This is a genomic window from Polynucleobacter parvulilacunae (assembly GCF_018881715.1).
GTDB classification, from domain to species: domain Bacteria; phylum Pseudomonadota; class Gammaproteobacteria; order Burkholderiales; family Burkholderiaceae; genus Polynucleobacter; species Polynucleobacter parvulilacunae.
Window position 1 is genome coordinate 157,120 of sequence record NZ_JACVPW010000001.1, and the last position, 21,372, is coordinate 178,491.

Below are 21,372 nucleotides of genomic sequence, written 5' to 3' on the forward strand. Positions count from 1 at the left end.
ATATATGGATTGATGATCAGGGGTGTAATTACGAACTTAGGGCACCCGACAATAATTTTGAGGTGATGTCTACGATTGGAATAACTCTGTCATATGCCATACGGGTTGGGCCAATCACGCCAAGCGTACCAACTACTTGGCCGTCTACGCTATATGGGGCGCTGATTACAGCCAGATCTTCATAGGGCAATAAGTCACTCTCGCCCCCAATAAAGATCTGAATTCCGTCAGCATGACTCGACACATCAAGCAATTGCATGAGCACTGATTTTTGTTCCAACATGTCAAACATCTTGCGTAACTTGTCTAGGTTAGAACTGAGATCACCAACATTTAGCAAGCGTCGTTCGCCAGACAAGACCATATCGCCACGACCCATATCGTAATCAGCAACACCGGTTTGCAAGGCCAATGCCATCAATCCAGAAATATCGGCGCGCAAATTATCCAGATCGGATTTGAGGTGCATGCGAACTTGATCAAAGCTTTTTCCAGCAAACTGGGCATTAATAAAATTGCCAGCTTCAATCAATTGACTCGGTGTGTAATCCTGAGTTGTCGGTAATATGCGATTCTGCACATCGCCCTCTGGAGTTACCATAATCAGCAAAATCTTGCCTTCGCCCAAACGCAAGAACTCAATATGCTTAAAAACCTGAGCTCGCTTGGGAGTCATCACAACCCCAGCAAAATGGGTCAAGTTCGACAAAATCTGCGCAGCTGAGTTCAGCACCCTTTGCGGGGAATCTGGCAAAAGGCCTTTTTCAACCTCCCGAGCAGCCATTGCCTCTAAGGGGCGAACTGTCACCATAGTGTCCACAAATAGGCGATAACCCCGTGGAGTTGGAATACGGCCGGCAGAAGTATGGGGACTGGTAACCAACCCCATATCCTCCAAATCAGCCATCACATTGCGAATGGTGGCTGCAGAGAGGTCCAAACCCGAGAATCTAGAGAGCGTGCGCGAGCCAATAGGCTGACCCTCCTCGATATAGCGCTCGATGAGGGTTTTGAGTAGGGCGCGGGAACGTTCATCCATGGTGGAAGGGATTTTATGCCTATGGTTTAATCGTTATATGTTAAGCCCATCCCCAAATTCCAGCAAAAAGGCATTTAGCCGCGTTGCGCTTGTCGGCAAATTTCATGCCGATGGCATTGAGGAGCACTTAAAAGACCTAGCCAAACTAGTGACAGGATTGGGTTGTGAAGTCTTTATTGAGTCTGAGACAGCCACTCACCTTGGTTTAAACAGCTTCCCCACAAAAACTGCGCAAGACTTTGCTGGGGCAATTGATCTTGTTGTTGTTCTAGGAGGCGATGGCACCATGCTTGGTATCGCCCGTCAATTAGCAGGCAGTAACGTTCCGCTGGTTGGAATCAATATGGGTCGCCTTGGCTATATGACGGATATTCCGATTCAGTCAGTCCAAACTACGCTACCCAAAATTATTGCTGGCGAATATGAGGCGGATACGCGCACTTTGCTCGATGCCGTAGTTCTGCGTAATAACAAAGAAATTAATCGTGCGTTAGCGCTCAATGACGTAGTTGTAAATCGTTCTGGCATTTCTGGAATGGTTGAGTTGGCAGTGCATGTCAACGGCTCCTTTATGTACAACCAACGCTCTGACGGTCTAATCGTATCGACTCCGACTGGCTCAACAGCTTATGCACTCTCAGCTGGTGGTCCAATTTTGCATCCGCACGTTGCAGGCATTTTGTTAGTACCCATTGCACCACACTCACTTTCGAATCGGCCGATTGTGTTGCCACAAGATAGTGTTACTGTGATTGAAGTGGTGAATGGACTTGAGGTGATTGTGAATTTTGATATGCAATCACAAACCAATTTACAGAGCGGAGACAAAATAGAAGTACGTCAATCCGATAAAACGATCGCCCTTTTACACCCCAGCAATCACAGCGACTACAAAACTTTGCGTGAGAAATTGCATTGGAATGAATACCCATCGACTTTCTGATGTCGAGTTTTTTGCTACGCTAATACATGCTTCAAACCATCTCACTTCGTGACTTCGTCATTGTCGATCAATTAGAGCTAGATTTTTCTAGCGGCTTTACTGTACTTACCGGCGAAACTGGTGCCGGCAAGTCGATTCTGCTTGATGCCCTTGGTTTAGTCCTGGGTGAACGCGCAGATAGTAGCCAAATACGTGAAGGTAGCAACCGCGCAGAAATCTCCGCACTCTTTCGGATTGAATCAGAACTAGTCCAATCCTTTAGTCAATGGCTGGACGCCCAAGGCTTCCCACTGGAAGACGATGGTCAAAGTTTATTACTCAAAAGAACCGTGGAAAGTAATGGACGTAGTCGCGCCTTTATCAATGGTAGCGTCGCTACGCTAGTGCAATTGCGCGAAGCGGGCGATCAACTGGTAGATATTCACGGGCAACATGCACACCAACTCTTGCTTAAGGGTGGCGCTCAACGCGAACTCTTAGATCGTCATGCTGGCTTATTGCCCCTCGCTACAGAAGTAGCGCAAGCGTTCAAAACGCTAGCTGACTCTCGTCGTCGCCTTGAGCAGGCAGAAAATGCTGGCCAAGATGTCGAGCGTGAGCGTGAGCGCCTGGAATGGCAGCTCGAAGAACTTACTGAGCTTTCTCCGCAAGAAGGCGAATGGACCAGCATTCAAAGTGAACATGCACGCTTAGCAAATGGTGCAAAGTTAATAGGCGGCTGCCAAGAAGCCATTGAGATTTTGAGTGATGCTGATAACTCTCTTGAATCCACCCTCTCAAAAGTTTGCACTTCTGTAGGTGCCTTGGCAGAACATGATCCAGCGCTAGGCGATATCAATCAAGCCTTAGAGTCCGCCAGCATTCAGCTTGATGAAGCGATCCATGGACTTAATCGTTACTTGCAAAAGATTGACTTAGATCCTGCAAGACTTGCTCAAGTAGAAGAGCGTATGCAAGCATTACACAGCACAGCCAAAAAATATCGCGCCGATGTCGATGAGCTGCCAGCATTACTACAAACTACCCATGAGCGGCTTGATGCCTTAACTGCATCACAAAATATTGAAGCGCTGCGAGAGCAGGTCAAGCAGGAAGAAACAGCTTACTTAAAGCTGGCTAAACAGCTTTCACAAAAACGTGGCAAAGCAGCATCCGATCTTGGGCAATTGGTAACGGATGCAATGCAAGACTTATCTATGGCCGGTGGTCGTCTTGAAATTGCGCTGACACCCCTTAGCGAAGGCGGATCCCACGGTCTTGAGCAAATAGAATTCTTGGTAGCAGGACATGCTGGCAGCACTCCGCGTTCGCTTGCAAAGGTGGCTTCTGGTGGTGAGTTAGCGCGTATTAGCCTAGCAATCAGCGTGATCACCAGCAAGGCCTCATTCACGCCAACACTGATATTCGACGAGGTGGATGCTGGTATTGGCGGCGCAGTTGCCGAAACTGTTGGCAAACTCTTGCATCAACTGGGTCAATCCCATCAAATCTTGTGCGTAACCCATCTACCGCAGGTAGCCGCTCAAGGCAACCATCACCTCAAAGTCAGCAAGTCACAAGCCGGAGAGAAGACGGTTTCACAAGTACAAATCTTAGGTAGATCTGAGCGTGTTGAGGAAGTGGCACGCATGCTTGGTGGCGCTACGATTACCGACACTACTCGCCGTCATGCGCGCGAGTTGCTAGAACAAAACTAAATTTAGTAAGTTTCTTATAGGCTGCGTTACTTTCAAACTAGCCCCTAACTAAGATTAGAAGGCGCTTGAAAGATCTCCAACCAAAGCGCTTCTACCGTATCTTTTACCGCAACGAGCTCTGGCTCATTTTCTAGATTGATGCGGAGTTTTTCTACACCATCCAAACGCAAGCGATGCTGACGAGCCCTTAAGAGACGATAGGCATCCCCAACGGATTGGGCTGCCTCTTGCGAAATTAAGCCCACATCACCAGCAATCCGTAACAAAGCAATATTACCTAGATTACCAATGAGTTGTGGATGCTTGTGGGCATAAGCCAGCACTAAAAACTGCACAATAAACTCGATATCGACCATACCACCAGCATCATGCTTTAAGTCAAACTCGAGGTTAGTGTTGGGATGACCTGCGTGCACCTTACGACGCATCTCTAAAATCTCGATCCGAAGATAGTCGATGTCTCGCGACTGACTCAACACCTCGGAGCGAATAGAGTCAAAAAATACGCCCACACCGGGATTGCCTGCGGAGAAACGCGCCCGAGTCAGAGCCTGATGCTCCCAAACCCAGGCGGCATTATCACCTTCACGCAATTGATATTTTTTAAACGCATCAGCATTAGTTACTAAGAATCCGGCAGATCCATTTGGACGAAGACGAGTGTCAATTTCAAACAAACTACCGGTTGAAGTAAATGCTGTTAGCCAATTAATCATCCGCTTCGCTAAGAGCGCATAAATCTCTTGCGCAGCATAATCAGACTCATCCGCTTGGTATAAAAATACGATGTCCAGATCAGACGCGTAACCTAATTCTTTCCCACCTAACTTGCCATAAGAAATGATGGCAAAGGGTGGATGAATCTCATGGGGAAGATCAAATTTTTTCACTACGCTCGGCCATACGCGCTCAAAAGTAGTCTGCAAAATTAAATCTGCCAGCGCAGATAGATGGTCGCTCACCCGCTCTACGGGAAGCGCCTGCTGCACACCAATACCCAAGTCCGTTAATAAGGTAATAAATGTTTCGTTGTGGTGAGTGACTCGCAAAATATCCATCGCCTGCTCAGAGCCATCCTCCTCAGTCATCACGTCATCCAGTCGCATATTGAGGTTAGCGCGCACCTCCGTCCAATATTTTTCTGGGTCCTCTATTAATGCTCTCTCTGATTGCGCATTCAGCAGGTGGTCCAAGAGATGGGGGTGGCGTGTTAAATATTGCGCGCCCCATTGGGATGCTTTAAGCAAATTAAGCACATTGGATAAGGCCCTAGGATACTCAGCCAGAATGGATAGATAGGCGCTACGTCTTGCAATTGCCTCAAGTAAATCAAAGAAACGTAATAGCGTTTGATCGGCAAGGGAGGATGCTGCGCCATCATTTTGCAAACGCTCTGCCGCCTTGCACATTAAGTTATCAAAAATTAATCGACTTTTTTCGGGTAACAGTTTTTGCTTGGGGCTATCTACCCATGCCTGCCAACGAAGATAGGAATCAGGGAAGGCGGCTAGATCCGGGGCCCAGTCCTGAGCTAAAGGTGCGATCTCAAGACGTGCACTACCATCCAATAGAAATGCTTTCTCAAATAACTGCGCAACATTATTTTGATGGCGATCTAGTTCAGCCATAAAGTCATTTGCCACAAGGTCTTGACCTTGCATCGAAATCGCCAAACGCGAGCGCGCCGCTTCATCCTCAGGCAAATAATGTGTTTGCTGGTCATCCCACACCTGAATACGATGCTCTAAACGCCTTAAATAAACGTAAGCTGCTCGCAAAGATTCCACTTCGCCAGCAGGCAAAATGCCACACTGCTTAATAAGCTCTAAAACTTCTAGACTTGGACGGACCCTAAAGCGGGGATCTGTACCACCCCGCATGAGCTGAAACATTTGCACTAGAAACTCAATTTCTCGAATACCGCCCCGTCCTAACTTAATATCGCGAGAACGACCTTGATGACCAGAGGATCTCTTTTCTGCTTCCGCCTGTATCTGTGCGTGCAACTCTCGAATAGAGGCAATCACACCGTAATCCAAATGCCGGCGATAGACAAAAGGACGAATCAGTTGCTCCAGCTCTTTTTGACAATGTGCAAAAGCCGGGGATTCTGGTAGCGGAGCAATTAATCTGCCCTTAATCCAGGCGTAACGCTCCCACTCTCTACCCTGCACCAATAGATATTCTTCCAACATATCGAGACTGCACACCAAAGGTCCAGAATCACCATTCGGTCGGAGGCGCATATCTACCCGAAATACAAAGCCATTAGCATCATGTTCGGCAAGTAGCTTAATCAAGCGCTTACCCATGCGTGCAAACCACTCGTGATTAGACAATCTTTTGGGACCGCCGGCGGTCTCACCCTCATGCTCATATAAAAAGATGAGATCAATATCAGATGAGAGATTTAACTCCAACCCACCCAGCTTGCCCATTCCAACAACCATGAGGGGCATCTCAGATTGCGTTGAATTACTCCAAGGTAAACCAAAACGATTTTTGAGATCTTCGCGAATAAAGGCAATTGAAGCAGAAACGGCTAGCTCGGCAAAATGGCTAAGTGCATGGGTAACCTCTTGTAAGTCAGCCATCCCGTTTAAATCCCGAAATGCTATCCAGAGCATCAGGCGCTGCCTTGCTAAACGCAGATTAGCCATCCATAGGGCCTCATCCTGATCATCGGTCAGGCATTCGACGCCACAGTCTTTTAGCAGGTCCCTAATACCCTGAATATCGACTTTTTTCTGCCCCTGAGTACGGAGCCACTCAAGCCATTCGGGGCGAGCATTTAGCCAGCGCCGCGCATAAGTGGAGTGTTGCTGCAGAAAATCGATTTGTCGGGAAAAATCATCCATTCCCCCATCTTAATCCGACCCTAAGGCCCAGGCCAGAAGCTTGGCGATCAAGCCAAGGCTGACGGATAATAGAGTCCATGCTGCAAAAGATCATCCCGCCTCGCCTCAAGAGCGTGCTTGCTAAACGTCCTCAAGGTTTGGGTAGGGCTTGGCGTAAGCGTGCCCTGATTTTGGCTGTGGTTATTACAGCCCTTTTTGTGCTCGGGCATGTAGGCGTGCGTTTTGTCCTTTGGCCACAAATTGAGAAATCCAAAGCCTCAGTTGAAAAACTGATTAGTGCTCGAATTGGTGCAGATGTTTCGATGGATGCTCTACAAGTCTCATGGACAGGCATCAGACCCAATTTTGAAATTGAAGGTTTACGATTCAACAGCCCAGACAAATCAAAACCCGTTTTATTCATTCAGAAAATTAATGGGCAACTGAGCTGGGCATCTTTTTACCATCTCACGCCATTTTTTCACGAGCTCAATATTGAAAACGCAGAAATTTATGCGCAACGCAATAGCAAAGGCATTGTTACTGTTGCTGGGATTTTGATTGATGGTAAACCAAATGACTATTCCGCAGAAAATTGGCTCTTCTCACAAAATGAAATCCACGTTAGTAATGTCAAACTATTTTGGGATGATCAACTCAAGAAAAAAACAAGCATCTCAATTGACATTCAAAGCCTCACTCTGAGTAACGGCATTCGCAGCCACCAAGGCTCACTGAGTGCCACCACACCATGGAACAAAGGTCCTCTCACGCTAAATATTGATTTAGTACATCATATCGGCGGCCAAGCTGGTAATTGGCGCGACTGGATTGGCAACATCTCCTGGAATCTAAATGAACTGCAGCTCAGCCAAATAGCCAATGACTTTTCCCTCCCTCTGAATACGCTTGAGGGAGTCCTGAATTCCAACGGAAAACTAAAAATAGATAACGGCAATCCTGATGGTGGAGAAATTTATCTTGCAGCCGATAATTTAACTATTCAGCTATCTAAGGATGAAGATGCCATTGCACTGGGAAGACTAGAAACAAATCTATCTCAAGAAACCGACAGCGGGTTGATATCAGTCACCACTCAAACATTTGCTTGGCGAGATATTGACAGCCCAAAATCAACTCCGCTAGAAAATTTAAGTCCGATGACCTTTCGCTGGAGACCTCCGGCCGGAGGTGGGGAGATTAAAGAATTTGGATTTTCTTCGCCAAAGATTTCTGTAGAAGATATTGCTTTATTTGCCCTGAATCTGCCGCTATCTAAAAAAGTTCATCAATGGATTAAAGCCTCGAAAGCGGATGGTGAACTACAAGATTTGGATATTAATTGGTCGGAAAGTAAGTCACCCCTATCCGCCCTCAATATTCCCGGTGGATGGTTTAAGTCAAATAAGCTGGACTTTACCGTTAGCGGAAAATTGATTGACTTAAGTTTTGTCGGCATCAATAAATCAATGCCTTCCGTATCAAAACTTTCTGGCTTTCTGACTGCGGACCAAAATAAAGGCAACTTCTCAATCAAATCAAATGATCTTGAGCTTGAGGTAAATGACTTATTGGTCGATCCCAAAATCAAACTGGATCAAGCGACCGGTCAAATTTCTTGGTCAAAGCAAAAAGGTAATTGGGTTGTTAATGCAAAGCAGTTAGAGCTTAGCAATCCTGATATATCAACAACGCTCAACCTAAATTACGTCATCGGTGAAGTTAAAAAGCCTGACTTCATGACTTTAGATATGGATTTTGCGCGCGCTAATTTAATAACTGCATACCGATATTTACCGGTTGGCATGGGAGGCGAAGCGAAAACGTATTTGAGCAAAGCCTTTGATGCTGGAACCATTCAGAAGGGCAACTTGCACATTAAGGGCGACCCTAGTGATGTGCCCTTCGCAAAATCGGGCTCTGGAGAATTCACACTCAATCTGCCCATTACAGGCGCCACTTTTAGCCCTGTTCCGAGCTCATCTACCGCACAAGGAGTTTGGCCCGCCTTCAATAAAGTCAATGGCGTTATTAATATGCAAAATGCCAACCTCACGGTAGATATTAACCAGGCAAGTTACAAGCAAGTAGCTCTAAGTAAGTTTCATGCAGAAATCCCAAGTGTTAGCGCAAAACAACTTTTACTAACAGTCAGCGGTGAAGCACAGGGTGATGCCCCACAACTTCTCGACTATCTATTTGCCTCACCCGTCGGCAAGAAGCAGATCGCACTTGAGCGAAACCTAAAGGTAACAGGACCCACCAACCTCAGCCTGGGTCTGAAAATTCCACTATCCGGGAACGGGGACGCCGCCACCGATATTCAGTTGAGCTTTCCAGGAAACAGGGTTCAATGGGCTGACTTGCCTCCATTTGAAAATCTCAAGGGGAAAATTCGGATTACCGAAGTGAATCCAGAGTTTGAAGATATCACTGCCAACTTTCTAGGTGGCGCAATTAAGATTTCTAGCGCGACCCCTAATCAAGGCGGTCAAACCTACAATATTTCAGGCGACATCGGCGCCAGCTTTATTAAAGACTACTTTGCAACTAATCCAGCAGTTCAAGCCTTCCCCATATTGCAGGCAATGAGCGGCGTTGCAAAATATGAAGGTGCAATTAATTTCAATAAAGGAAATAGCGAAACCAATTTAAAGATTGATATGCGCGATTGGGCGAGTACCGCACCCGCTCCTATAAAAAAACAAATGGGCACCCCTTTATCTGGACAGCTAAATCTAAAAACGTTTGCAAAAAATAAATCGAATACAAGCCGTTTTTCCTGGGATGGAAAAATTGGAGATGGCTACTATGTTCAAGGCGAACTGACCGGTGATGACACCCTTCGCCATGCGGTAGGCATAGGAACACCAGCCATCCCTCCACAACAAGGCTTCCAGTTAAACCTCGCAAGTAATGAGCTGAACCTGGATCATTGGTTGGAGTTTTTAGGCCATCAAAATCGGAAAAATTTTGCGCCAAACTCCAATGCAAACGGCATAAATAATATCCAGGTTGCAGCGCAGGTTAAGCAGCTCACTGTATTTGACCGTATGTGGCAAGACCTCAATCTAGCGGCAAGCAATAAAAATGCTATATGGCAGATTCGCTTAAGAGGCTCGCCTCAAATTGCTGGAAATATTCAATATCAACCAGCAAGTCAATCACAAGCCAGTGGCCTGATTAGCGGTCGCCTGGTGCGCCTGAAGATTCCGGAAGCACTAGCGCTCCCGGCAGTCCCAACAAAAGCAACTCAAAAACCCCAGGCAAGCAAAAGTGCGATTGAGCCAAGCTCAATACCGAGTATTGACTTAACAATTGATGACCTTGATTGGAATAAAGCTCAGCTTGGCCAAGCAAAAATTCAGACCAAAACTAATGGCAATACTCTAAGTGTTGATTCCATTCAATTTAATAACCCGCAAGGAAGCTCGACTCTTGGTGGGCGCTGGGTTGGTGGAGCGCAAAACTCCCCGGCACATACCAACTTAAATGTCGCGTTAGATATTAAAGATGCCGGCCAAATTATTAGTCACTGGACTAGCCAAAAGTCCGTAGAAGGTGGTCGAGGCAAATTAAGCAGCACCGTTGAATGGGATGGATCACCTTTTGACCCTAAATATGAAACGCTCGCTGGCAAGGTAAGCTTAAACCTTGAAAAAGGACGACTACTGGAGGTCAACACCAGCGGCGCCAAAATACTCGATGTACTGAGTCTGCAAAGTTTGTTTAGATTTGCCACATTAGATCTTCAAGGAAGTCTTGGCAATATCGTCACCAAAGGTACTCCGTTTAATACTATTGATGCCTCTTTCGATATTAGTGCTGGCGTAGCACAAACCAAGCAATTCACAATGGGCCTAGATCAAGCTCGTGTTGCTATGAATGGGCAAATCAATATCCCTAAACAAACCCAAGATTTACGCGTCACCATCTTCCCAACAATTGATGCTACTGCTGGGTCTCTTGCTGCATTTGCCATCAACCCTATTGTTGGGCTTGGTGCATTAGTTGGGCAGTACCTGATTACCAGTCAAATAAACCGCAATCTTCAATCCGACTATTTGGTGCAGGGCTCTTGGGATAATCCAGAGGTAATTCCTTTAGATCAAAAGGGTCAGCCAATCGACTCTAAAACTTTAGATACGATTCGTAGCAAAGAATTGCTTAAAGAGCAAAGCAAGCCAAGCGGCAACAACTCAGGACCACAGAGCAATCCAAGCAATTCTGATGTCCCCAACAAATCCCCTAACTAAGCATAACTAGGCGCAACTAATACAGTATGAGTACATCAGTAAAAAGTGTGGAACTCAAGATTGCATCTATACAGATGGTCTCAACTCCTGATTTGCAGGAGAATCTATCTACAGCGAGCAGACTCATTTCCGCTGCTGCAGCAGATGGTGCGCAGTTAGCGGTCTTGCCAGAATATTTTTGTCTGATGGGCCTCAAAGATACGGATAAAGTGCGTGCTCGAGAGGGGTTTGGTAGCGGACCCATACAAGATCAGCTCTCCCAAATTGCCAAAGAGAACAAAATTCATCTTGTAGCAGGCACCATTCCATTGGAGGCCAAAGATCCCAATAAAGTGCTCAATACAACTTTGGTTTTTGATCCAACTGGCCTGCAAATTTGTCGTTACGACAAAATTCATTTATTTGGTTTTCAAACTGCAACCGAGCGCTATCAAGAATCTGAAACCATTGAAGCCGGCAATGAACCGGGTCTATTAAAGATTTCAGCCAGTGGAACTGAGTGGACCTTTGGCTTGAGTATTTGTTATGACCTGCGCTTCCCTGAGCTCTATCGCGCACTAGGCCAGGTTGACTGCCACATCATCCCGGCCGCATTTACCTACACCACAGGCAAGGATCATTGGGAAATCCTATTGCGCGCTCGTGCCATTGAAAATCAATGCTACGTATTAGCTTCTGCACAGGGTGGTAAACATCAAAATCAACGCCGCACCTGGGGCAATAGCATGTTGATTGATCCTTGGGGTGAGGTTTTGGCCAATCTACCAGAGGGCGAAGGCTTTATTTCTGGAGTCTTGTGCAAAGATAAATTAAACGAGGTACGCTCTAAGTTACCTGCACTTGCGCATCGCAAGCTTTAAAGAAAGATCTGCCGAATCACATGAATGCACCAGAAGCACTATTCCATGCCAATTGGACTAAAGCCAAGAAGCAAGCAGACCTGATTAAATTAGCTAAATCTATCTTGCTAGAGCCAACTGGACTATCCGAGCAAGACCTTCACCACACCTTTGGCAATCTATTTACCCACCGCCTTGATGATGCTGACTTGTACTTCCAACACACACGCAGCGAAAGTTGGAGTCTTGAAGAAGGCATCGTTAAATCCGGCAGCTTTAACATTGATCAAGGCGTTGGTGTTCGTGCTATCTATGGCGATAAGACTGCCTTTGCATACTCAGATGAAATTAATTTAGAAGCTTTAAATAAAGCAGCGAAAGCTACTCGGGTGATTGGTCCTGAGGGCGGTAAGCAGGCGGTTGCGAGCAAACTATTTAATCCTGTTTCTAACAAGCTTTACTCAGACATTAACCCTTTAGACTCTTTGCAGCCCAAAGAAAAGATTGCACTACTAGAAAGTATTGAGCGTCGCGCCAAAGCACGTGATCCGAGAATCATTCAAGTGATGGCAAGCCTAGCCGGTGAGTTTGATGTTGTTTTAGTTGTCCGTGCAGATGGATTATTGGCTGCCGATGTTCGCCCACTGGTGCGCGTTTCAGTACACGTTATCGCCGAACAAAATGGTCGCCGTGAATCTGGCTCCTCAGGCGGTGGCGCCCGCCACGACTACCTTTACTTTGATGAGGAACTAATCAACCGCTATGTCGATGAAGCGGTTGATGGCGCACTGGTTAATCTTGAATCTCGTCCAGCACCTGCCGGTCCAATGACCGTAGTGATGGGGCCTGGTTGGCCTGGCGTTCTATTACATGAGGCTGTAGGTCATGGCCTCGAGGGTGACTTTAATCGCAAAGGATCTTCTGCTTTTGCGGGACGTATTGGGCAACGCGTTGCCGCTAAAGGTGTCACTGTAGTTGATGATGGCACCCTATCTGGACGCAGAGGCTCTTTAAATATTGACGATGAAGGTACGCCTACGCAATGCACCACCTTAATTGAAGATGGTATTTTGAAGGGCTATATTCAAGACAGTCTCAATGCACGTCTGATGAATATGCCGCTCACTGGTAACGGACGTCGCGAAAGCTTTGCCTCCCTACCAATGCCACGCATGACCAATACCTATATGTTGGCCGGTAAAGATGATCCCCAAGAAATTGTGGCGAGCATTAAGCGCGGTTTGTATGCAGTCAATTTTGGCGGTGGCCAGGTCGACATTACTAGCGGCAAATTTGTTTTTTCTGCATCAGAAGCCTATTGGGTTGAAAACGGCAAAATCCAATACCCAGTTAAAGGTGCCACCATTATTGGCAGTGGTCCAGAATCCCTAAAACAGGTTTCTATGATCGGAAATGACCTCAAACTCGATGGTGGGGTGGGCGTTTGCGGCAAGGAAGGACAAAGCGTTCCAGTCGGGGTTGGGCAGCCTACCCTGAGGATTGATAGCCTGACTGTAGGTGGCACTGCCTGATATCGACTAATTACGGCTTAAAATAGCCGGATGAGCCAACAAAATACGAATCCCGCTAATTGGTACTCTGCTGTCGACAAGACTTCAGATACTGACGATCAACGCATTGACAATATTTCTGTTCTGCCTCCGCCAGAGCATTTAATCCGCTTCTTTCCGATTTCTGGAACACCAACTGAAGCGTTGATCAGCACAACCCGCAAAAAAATCCGTGACATTATTCATGGCAAAGATGATCGCTTATTAGTCATCATCGGACCATGCTCTATTCATGACCCAAAAGCAGCATTGGAATATTGCCAGCGCCTCTTAGTTGAGCGTGAGCGTTTTTCTGGGGAATTAGAAATTGTGATGCGCGTGTATTTTGAAAAGCCACGCACTACAGTTGGTTGGAAAGGTTTGATCAACGACCCTTACTTGGATGAAAGCTATCGCATCGAAGAAGGTCTTCGTCTTGCTCGCCAAGTGCTGATGGAAATCAATCGCCTTGGTATGCCAGCCGGCAGTGAATTCTTAGACGTGATTTCTCCGCAATACATTGCTGATCTGATTTCTTGGGGCGCAATTGGTGCACGCACTACTGAGAGCCAAGTTCATCGCGAACTCGCATCTGGTTTATCTGCGCCAATCGGATTCAAGAATGGCACTGATGGCAATATCAAAATTGCTACTGATGCTATTCAAGCAGCAGGTCGTCCACACCACTTCTTATCTGTTCATAAGAATGGTCAGGTATCCGTTGTAGAAACAAAGGGCAATAAAGATTGCCACGTGATTTTGCGCGGCGGCAAAGAGCCAAACTACGAAGCTAAATTTGTACAAGCAGCCTGCTCCGAGCTAGAAGCAGCAAAGCTCCCAGCTAGTTTGATGGTTGACTTGTCACACGCCAATTCAAGCAAGAAACATGAGCGTCAAATCGTGGTTGCAGATGACGTAGCCCAGCAAATTGAATCTGGATCACATCAGATTTTTGGTGTAATGGTTGAAAGCCACTTAAATGATGGTGCTCAGAAGTTCACGCCAGGCAAAGATGACCCTAGTAAATTGGAATACGGTCGCAGTATCACTGATGCATGTATTAACTGGGATGATTCTGTAAAAGTATTGGAGCGTCTTGCTACTGCCGTTAAGAATCGTAGAAGCAAGAAAAAGTAATGTAGATTTCTAAAATCTGAGCTTTGGGTAATGCAGCTAAAAGAGACTAATTTATTTAGTCTCTTTTTTTTCGTGCTTCCAAAGCACATCAGAACCACCGGCAGCGCGATTCAGAATACGTGAAAGCACAAAGAGTAGGTCAGATAAACGATTGACGTATTGACGTGGAGAATCGTATAGAGGCTCTTCCCAGCCCAAACGCACAATCGAACGCTCTGCTCTGCGACATACGGTTCGACAAACATGCGCTTGTGCTGCAGCACGAGTGCCACCCGGCAAAATGAATTCAGTCAAAGGTGGCAATTCTTTGTTGTACTTTTCAAGCCAAACATCGAGTTGTGCCACATGCTCTGGATTGAGCAGCTTGTAGTTGGGGATGCAAAGCTCGCCACCCAAATCAAATAAATCATGTTGCACCTGCAGAAAAAGCTCATGTAATTCAGGGGCAATAGCCGTGGGAATGTCTTCAGTCATCAAAACACCGATTTCTGAGTTCAACTCGTCAATATCGCCCATGGCGCAGATTCGCAGATGATCCTTCTCTACGCGACTCCCATCGCCCAAGCCTGTCATTCCTGCATCACCCGTTCTAGTGGCGATTTTTGATAGTCGATTTCCCATAAGCTTAATTATAGGTAAATGGCTAAAATGATTCTTATGAATATGGTGACCCCGCCCCCTGATTTAGCCGCTATTAGCGCCCTACAGTCCAAATTGGTGAAGGCATTACGCCCCATCCTGCCGGAACACGCCCTTTTATGGGAGCCGGAAGACACCATTCCCTACGAATGTGATGGTTTAGCAGCCTATAGGCGCATGCCTTTGGCGGTAGCTTTGCCTGAAACAGAAGAGCAAGTCGCTCAAATTTTGAAGATTTGCTATGCAATGGAAATCCCGATTGTCCCTCGTGGATCAGGAACAGGCCTTTCGGGTGGTGCCATGCCACTTTCTCAGGGGCTGGTCTTGTCTCTGGCAAAGCTAAAGAAAATTATTAGCATTGACCCATTTACTCGCACTGCAGTTGTTCAACCTGGTGTCCGCAATCTTGCCATCTCCGAAGCAGTTGCTCATCTTGGCTTGTACTATGCGCCTGACCCCTCTTCTCAAATTGCTTGCTCCATTGGTGGCAACGTTAATGAAAACTCTGGTGGCGTCCACTGTCTGAAATATGGCCTGACTTTACATAATGTTCTGCGCGTGCGCGCAATTCTGATGAATGGTGAGATCGTCGAATTTGGTGGTCTAGCGCCTGATGCACCGGGCCTCGATTTATTGGCAATCATGATGGGTAGCGAAGGCATGCTTGCAGTTGTGACTGAAGTCACCGTTAAATTAGTTGCTAAACCAAAATTGGCACGCGTCATCATGGCGAGTTTTGATGACATTGAAAAAGGTGGCAATGCTGTTGCTGCCATTATTGCTGCCGGCATTATTCCTGCTGGTTTAGAAATGATGGACAAGGCAACTACTCGCGCTGTAGAAGAGTTTGTGCACGCAGGCTATGACTTAGATGCTGCAGCCATTTTGCTTTGCGAATCCGACGGTACACCAGAAGAAGTTGCCGAAGAAATCGAGCGCATGACCAAAGTGCTGGAAGAAGCTGGCGCAAGCGGTATTCAGATTTCTAAAGATGAGAGCGAACGCTTAAAGTTTTGGAGTGGGCGTAAGAATGCTTTCCCAGCTGCAGGTCGCTTAGCGCCTGATTACTACTGCATGGATGGCACTATTCCGCGTCGCCATATCGCAACCCTATTGAAGCGCATTCAGGGGATGGAAGAGAAGTATGGCCTTGGCTGCTTGAATGTGTTTCATGCGGGTGATGGCAATATGCATCCACTAATTTTGTTTAATGGTGCCGATCAAGAAGAGTGGCATCGTGCAGAAGAATTCGGTACAGAAATTTTGGAAGCCTGTGTAGAGTTAGGCGGCACTATTACTGGTGAACATGGTGTTGGAATCGAGAAAATTAACTCCATGTGTGTGCAATTTGGTGAAGGCGAACGCGAATCTTTTTGGGGCGTGAAGAGTGCTTTTGATCCAGAGAAGTTGCTCAACCCTGATAAAGCTATTCCAACCTTAAGTCGGTGTGCAGAATATGGCCGCATGCGCATTAGCGGTGGTCAATTACCTCACCCAGAATTGGAGCGCTTCTAATGAGTCACTCCAATCCGCAAATCAACGCCTTTCGCGAGCAAATTCTGAATGCAGCCAAGAACAAAACGCCTCTCTCAATTGAAGGTGGCGGCACTAAATCTTGGTACGGCAACCCTAATCAATACGGTAAGCTCGATACACGCTCCTACTCAGGCATCTTGGAATACCAGCCAGAAGAACTCGTGATCACCGCTTGCGCAGGTACTCCGCTAAAAGAAATTGAAGCAGCCCTCAAAGAAAAAAATCAGGTGCTCGCATTTGAGCCGCCACACTTTGGTGAAAACGCAACTTTTGGTGGCGCTATTGCTGCTGGTCTTGCTGGCCCAGGACGCATCACGGTTGGCAACTTCCGCGACTTCGTTTTAGGCGCCCGTATTATTGACGGCAAGGGACAAGATCTTTCCTTTGGTGGCAAGGTGATGAAGAACGTTGCAGGCTATGACGTTTCACGCTTAATACCTGGCTCCCTAGGAACGCTATCCCTTTTACTAGAAGCCTCAGTCAAGGTATTGCCTAAGCCCGCAGCCACAGCAACATTGCGCTGCCAAATCTCCCAAGAGAATGCGCTCAAGGCTCTGAATGAGTGGGCTGGACAACCACTACCCCTATCAGCAAGTTGCTGGATTGGTTCAGGCAAGGGCGGTGATGGTGAACTCACCTTCCGTCTCGCTGGTGCGGCGGCAGCTGTAAAAGCTGCCATTCCACTCATGAGTTCCTTGGTGAATGCCACAGAACTCAATAGTGAAGCTGCAGAACATTTCTGGAATGACTTGCGCGAGCAAAAACTCAGCGCATTTAATAAGCTTGGTGCAGACCAAACACTCTATCGCTTAGCACTACCTGCTGCCTGCGGACCAATTTCCATTCCTGGCGCTGCTGATGAAATTATTTTGGAATGGCACGGTCAACAGCGCTGGATTAAAGCGCCTGGGGATGAGGCCACCTTTAAAACAATCAAAGCACTAACAACTTCACACGGAGGACACGCGACCCGCTTTAAACAAGGTGAAAACGTAGATCCCTCTTATCAGCGCTTTACTCTGTTATCTGAGCAAGCACATTCAAAAGCCCTTGAGGCTGTGCAAGAACGCCTGCGATCAGCCTTTGATCCTGCAGGTGTATTCGCCACTAAACGTCTTCCATAAGTCTTTCTATGCAAACTCAACTCGCCCCTCAATTTGCCAACACGCCGGAAGGTATCGAGGCAGCCCGTATTCTGGGTAAATGTGTTCACTGCGGTTTTTGTACTGCCACCTGCCCTACTTATCAGCTACTTGGTGATGAGTTAGATGGTCCGCGTGGGCGCATCTATCTGATTAAGCAAATTGCTGAAGGTCAAGCGCCTACTGAAAAGACTCGCCTACATTTAGATCGCTGCTTAACTTGCCGTAATTGTGAGAGCACGTGCCCGAGTGGCGTGCAATACGGTAACTTGATTGATATTGGTCGTAAGTGGGCCGAAGAAAATACGCCTGAGCGTCCAATCTCTCAGCGCCTCACACGTTGGGCATTAAAGGAAGGGTTAACTAAGCCGGCCTTATTTAATTCAGCAATGGCCTTGGGTCGCTTAGTGCGCCCACTGTTGCCAAGTGGCATTCAACGCAAGATCCCGTTAACCATTAATAAAGCCTTAGCCAACTCCACAGATGCCTATGCAAGACCTACCGCAGCCCATCAGCGCAAAATGGTATTGCTTGAGGGTTGTGTACAGCCTGGCATGTTGCCAAATATCAACTCAGCAACAGCCCGCGTACTCAACGCACTAAAGATTCAACTCATTAGCGCTCCTAGCGCTACTTGCTGTGGAGCCTTACGCTACCACCTCAACGATCAAGCGGGCGGCTTAGAGAATGCCAAACAAAATATGGATGCGTGGTGGCCTTTAGTTGAAAGTGGCATTGAAGCTATTGTGATGACAGCTTCTGGATGTGGCGTTATGGTGAAAGATTATGGTCATCTCTTTGCAAATGATCCTGTATACGCAGCTAAAGCGAAGAAGATTTCAGAGTTAACAAAAGATATTTCTGAGATTCTGCCGTCACTAGAAAATGAACTGGTGCAACTCGTAGGCACCGATCCTAAGCAGGGTGTGGTGTATCACCCCCCGTGCACCCTACAACATGGCCAGCAGATTCGTGGCAAGGTTGAGGGGTTGCTGTCTAGTATTGGTGTTGGCGTTCGTTTATGTGCCGACAGCCATCTTTGCTGCGGCTCTGCAGGTACTTATTCAGTTACCCAGCCAGAGCTATCTGAGCAACTTCGTAAAAATAAGTTAAACCACTTAAATGCTGCTTGTGAAGAGTCTGGTGCGGAAGTGATTGTTTCCGGCAATATTGGCTGCATCACACACCTACAGCAAGATGACACTCCAGTGGTTCATTGGATCGAGATCGTAGACCAATTACTCAGCAAATCTACTAAGGCCGCATGAATTCCATTGTTGTTAATCTGATGCAAGTCAGAGAGCGAATTGAACTTGCTGCATTCGCAGCAAAGCGTGAGCCTGAGGAAATTGAACTCCTCGCGGTCAGCAAAACCTTTCCCGCTTCAGCAGTGGAAGAAGCAATGCATGCTGGTCAATCTGCTTTTGGCGAAAACTATGTTCAAGAGGCGGTGGAAAAGATTGAAAAACTTGCCAAATTACGCCCTTGGTTGATTTGGCATTTCATTGGGCCACTTCAAAGCAATAAAACCCGAGAAGTAGCGCAGCACTTTGATTGGGTTCATAGCGTGGATCGCCTTAAGATCGCTGAGCGCCTATCTGCTCAACGCGGCGAATTTCCTGACCTGCCACCTTTACAGGTTTGCGTGCAAATCAACGTGAGCGAGGAAGATAGCAAAAGCGGTGTTTCTCTAGCGGAAGTGGAAGAGCTATGCAATGCCATCGCTTCTTTACCAAATCTAGTGCTCCGGGGCTTGATGGCTATTCCGGCACCCAATCCAGATCAAGCAAGGCAACGCCAAGCTTTTGCAGCAGTGCAAGACTGTTTTAGGCAAATCCAAACTGCTCACTCGATTGAGCTGGGTTATCAGTTCTTTGACACGCTATCGATGGGCATGTCCGATGATTTAGAGGCTGCTATTGCCGAGGGCAGCACCATGATTCGTGTTGGGACAGCTATTTTTGGGAAGCGCGATAAGATTAGCAAATGATTACAAACAAAACTGCACAAAACTCAATACAAAAAAACAGTAACGCCCACATTACTTTTATCGGTGGCGGCAATATGGGGCGCGCCCTCATCAGTGGCTTACTAGCTAGTGGATTTGAACCAAATCAAATTTCCGTTGTTGAGGCCAATGCAGTAACCGCTCTAAAGTTACATGAAGATTTTGGTGTGCAGGGGATTGCTGCTCTAGAGCAAATTGCTTTTGACTTCTCCAAAAATAATGTCGTTGTGATGGCGATCAAACCTCAAGATTTCAATATCGTTGCTAAAGGTTTGGCATCTAAGCTAAAACATGCCAGCGCACCAGGCCCATTGATTCTGAGCATTGCCGCTGGCATTCGCCTAAAAGATATGAGCCGCTGGTTAGATCACACCCGTTGTGTGCGCGCCATGCCCAATACCCCCGCCTTAATTGGTAAAGGCATCACTGGCCTATTTGCAGATGCTGCGGTTGATCAACCTGATCGCGCTTTAGCTGAAACAATTTGCAATGCAGTGGGTCAAGCAGTCTGGGTATCTGAAGAAAAACTGATGGATGCCGTGACCGCTGTTTCCGGTAGTGGCCCTGCATATGTCTTTGCCTTCTTAGAAGCAATGCAGTCTGCTGGTGAGAAACTCGGCCTGGATACGGAGACAGCACGCAAACTGGCTTATGCCACTCTTGAGGGCGCTACGCAGCTAGCCCATAACTCTGATGAACATGCTGGCGTCCTACGTGAAAGAGTTACCTCTAAAGGCGGCACTACTGCAGCAGCTCTTGAGGTCATGAAACAACAAGGCTGGCATGAGATTTTAGAAAAAGCGATTGATGCTGCCAGTCAGCGTGGCAAAGCCATGGGTGATGAATTGGGTCAGAACTAGGAAAAACTAGCTCAGAAAAACTAATTCAACTTCAAACCCAATACAATTCCCAGAAATAAAAATCCGCCCAGCCAGTTGTTGTGGCGGAATGCTTTAAAGCAATTCTCTCGGCTGCGAGTCGATACCAACTTCACATGATAGATAGCGCAAGCTAGTGCTGGGAACCAACCTAATAAAAAATAGTTACTCAAGCTAGCCAATTGCGCTACCCACAGCTGACTTAAAAAGAGCATCCCATAGCTAATTGCAATTGCGATGACATCGTACTGACCGAAAGTAATGGCGGATGTTCTGAGACCTAAGCGCAAGTCATCATCTCGATCAACCATGGCATAGGCAGTGTCATAGGCAATCGCCCAAAAGATATTCCCAATAAATAGGAACCAAGCCTCTAAAGGAATGAAATCCAAAATAGCGGCGTAGGCCATGGGGATACCAAAGCCAAAGGCAATGCCTAAGACAGCTTGAGGCATGGCAAAAAAGCGCTTTGTAAAGGGGTAGATAAAGGCCACTAACAATGCAAGCACCGACAGTTGCTTTGTAAATGCATTCAAAGGCTGAATCAGTAAAAAAGCAATGAAAGCCAATATGCCAGCAATAGCGATAGCCTCTTTGCCAGAAATTTTTCCACTGGTAATCGGACGTCCTTGCGTTCTTTTCACATGGCGATCAAAGTCACGATCGGCATAATCATTAATTGCACAGCCAGCACTGCGCATTAAAAAGGTACCAAGAGTAAAGATCAGCAGAATAGATAAATCGGGTGTTCCACTGCTTGCCAACCATAAGGCCCAAAGCGTAGGCCACAGCAATAAGAGCGTACCAATCGGCTTATCCAGCCTAATAAGGTAGCCATAAGAAATGAAACGCTCTTTTAAATTCATAAGGT

15 protein-coding genes are annotated in these 21,372 nt (G+C 46.8%); 11 read left to right on the forward strand and 4 right to left on the reverse strand.

The features are described 5' to 3' along the window. Positions 1-28 precede the first annotated feature (28 nt). Positions 29-1,039: a heat-inducible transcriptional repressor HrcA gene (gene hrcA / locus ICN18_RS00840; RefSeq protein WP_216188667.1), complete on the reverse strand. Its 1,011-nt coding sequence runs from the start codon at positions 1,037-1,039 to the stop codon at positions 29-31. A 37-nt stretch (positions 1,040-1,076) separates the two neighbouring features. On the opposite strand from hrcA, the gene ICN18_RS00845 reads away from it, so the two are divergent. Both ICN18_RS00845 and recN read left to right on the forward strand, forming a co-directional pair. After that, positions 1,077-1,982 carry an NAD kinase gene (locus tag ICN18_RS00845; protein WP_216188668.1) on the forward strand — a complete coding sequence of 302 codons (906 nt, stop codon included), beginning with the start codon at positions 1,077-1,079 and terminating at the stop codon, positions 1,980-1,982. Positions 1,983-2,008: 26 nt separating this feature from the next. After that, entirely contained in the window at positions 2,009-3,679 is a 1,671-nt protein-coding gene (gene recN, locus ICN18_RS00850; RefSeq protein ID WP_216188669.1) for a DNA repair protein RecN, read from the forward strand. A 44-nt stretch (positions 3,680-3,723) separates the two neighbouring features. Here the strand turns inward: recN and glnE are convergent, their stop codons facing one another. Further along, positions 3,724-6,537, reverse strand: coding sequence for a bifunctional [glutamate--ammonia ligase]-adenylyl-L-tyrosine phosphorylase/[glutamate--ammonia-ligase] adenylyltransferase (gene glnE / locus ICN18_RS00855; protein WP_216188670.1), 2,814 nt, complete (start codon positions 6,535-6,537; stop codon positions 3,724-3,726). 77 nt (positions 6,538-6,614) lie between these two features. On the opposite strand from glnE, the gene ICN18_RS00860 reads away from it, so the two are divergent. From ICN18_RS00860 to ICN18_RS00875, 4 genes are read left to right on the forward strand one after another with little or no spacing between them, the layout of a single operon-like run. Next, positions 6,615-10,772 (forward strand): YhdP family protein, encoded by a 4,158-nt coding sequence (locus tag ICN18_RS00860; RefSeq protein WP_216859955.1) that lies wholly within the window; start codon positions 6,615-6,617, stop codon positions 10,770-10,772. Positions 10,773-10,798: 26 nt separating this feature from the next. Next, complete coding sequence (locus ICN18_RS00865) at positions 10,799-11,632, forward strand: carbon-nitrogen hydrolase family protein (RefSeq protein WP_216188671.1); 834 nt, start codon at positions 10,799-10,801, stop codon at positions 11,630-11,632. A gap of 20 nt (positions 11,633-11,652) precedes the next feature. Continuing rightward, positions 11,653-13,143, forward strand: coding sequence for a metalloprotease TldD (tldD, locus tag ICN18_RS00870; RefSeq protein WP_255532029.1), 1,491 nt, complete (start codon positions 11,653-11,655; stop codon positions 13,141-13,143). A 30-nt stretch (positions 13,144-13,173) separates the two neighbouring features. Further along, entirely contained in the window at positions 13,174-14,298 is a 1,125-nt protein-coding gene (locus ICN18_RS00875; protein ID WP_216188672.1) for a 3-deoxy-7-phosphoheptulonate synthase, read from the forward strand. A 51-nt stretch (positions 14,299-14,349) separates the two neighbouring features. On the opposite strand, the gene ICN18_RS00880 is transcribed toward ICN18_RS00875, so the two are convergent. Then, positions 14,350-14,919: a cob(I)yrinic acid a,c-diamide adenosyltransferase gene (locus ICN18_RS00880; RefSeq protein WP_216188673.1), complete on the reverse strand. Its 570-nt coding sequence runs from the start codon at positions 14,917-14,919 to the stop codon at positions 14,350-14,352. A gap of 42 nt (positions 14,920-14,961) precedes the next feature. Here ICN18_RS00880 and ICN18_RS00885 point away from each other — a divergent pair, with 42 nt between their 5' ends. Genes ICN18_RS00885 through proC form a run of 5 tightly spaced genes read left to right on the forward strand, consistent with a single transcriptional unit; the run spans position 14,962 to position 20,483 of the window. Then, positions 14,962-16,452, forward strand: coding sequence for an FAD-linked oxidase C-terminal domain-containing protein (locus tag ICN18_RS00885; RefSeq protein WP_216189422.1), 1,491 nt, complete (start codon positions 14,962-14,964; stop codon positions 16,450-16,452). Continuing rightward, positions 16,452-17,597, forward strand: a complete 1,146-nt coding sequence (gene glcE, locus ICN18_RS00890; RefSeq protein WP_216188674.1) for a glycolate oxidase subunit GlcE — start codon at positions 16,452-16,454, stop codon at positions 17,595-17,597. Before ICN18_RS00885 ends, glcE begins: the two co-directional genes overlap by 1 nt. 8 nt (positions 17,598-17,605) lie before the next feature. After that, the gene (gene glcF / locus ICN18_RS00895) at positions 17,606-18,883 is read left to right on the forward strand and encodes a glycolate oxidase subunit GlcF (RefSeq protein ID WP_216188675.1); all 1,278 of its coding nucleotides are present in this window, start codon (positions 17,606-17,608) and stop codon (positions 18,881-18,883) included. Next, on the forward strand, positions 18,880-19,605 hold the full coding sequence (locus tag ICN18_RS00900) for a YggS family pyridoxal phosphate-dependent enzyme (RefSeq protein WP_216188676.1): 726 nt from the start codon (positions 18,880-18,882) through the stop codon (positions 19,603-19,605). The genes glcF and ICN18_RS00900 overlap by 4 nt, the downstream gene beginning before the upstream one ends. Then, positions 19,602-20,483, forward strand: coding sequence for a pyrroline-5-carboxylate reductase (gene proC / locus ICN18_RS00905; protein ID WP_216188677.1), 882 nt, complete (start codon positions 19,602-19,604; stop codon positions 20,481-20,483). Before ICN18_RS00900 ends, proC begins: the two co-directional genes overlap by 4 nt. 20 nt (positions 20,484-20,503) lie before the next feature. Here proC and ubiA read toward each other — a convergent pair whose 3' ends face one another. Then, positions 20,504-21,367: a 4-hydroxybenzoate octaprenyltransferase gene (gene ubiA, locus ICN18_RS00910; RefSeq protein WP_216188678.1), complete on the reverse strand. Its 864-nt coding sequence runs from the start codon at positions 21,365-21,367 to the stop codon at positions 20,504-20,506. Positions 21,368-21,372: the final 5 nt, after the last annotated feature.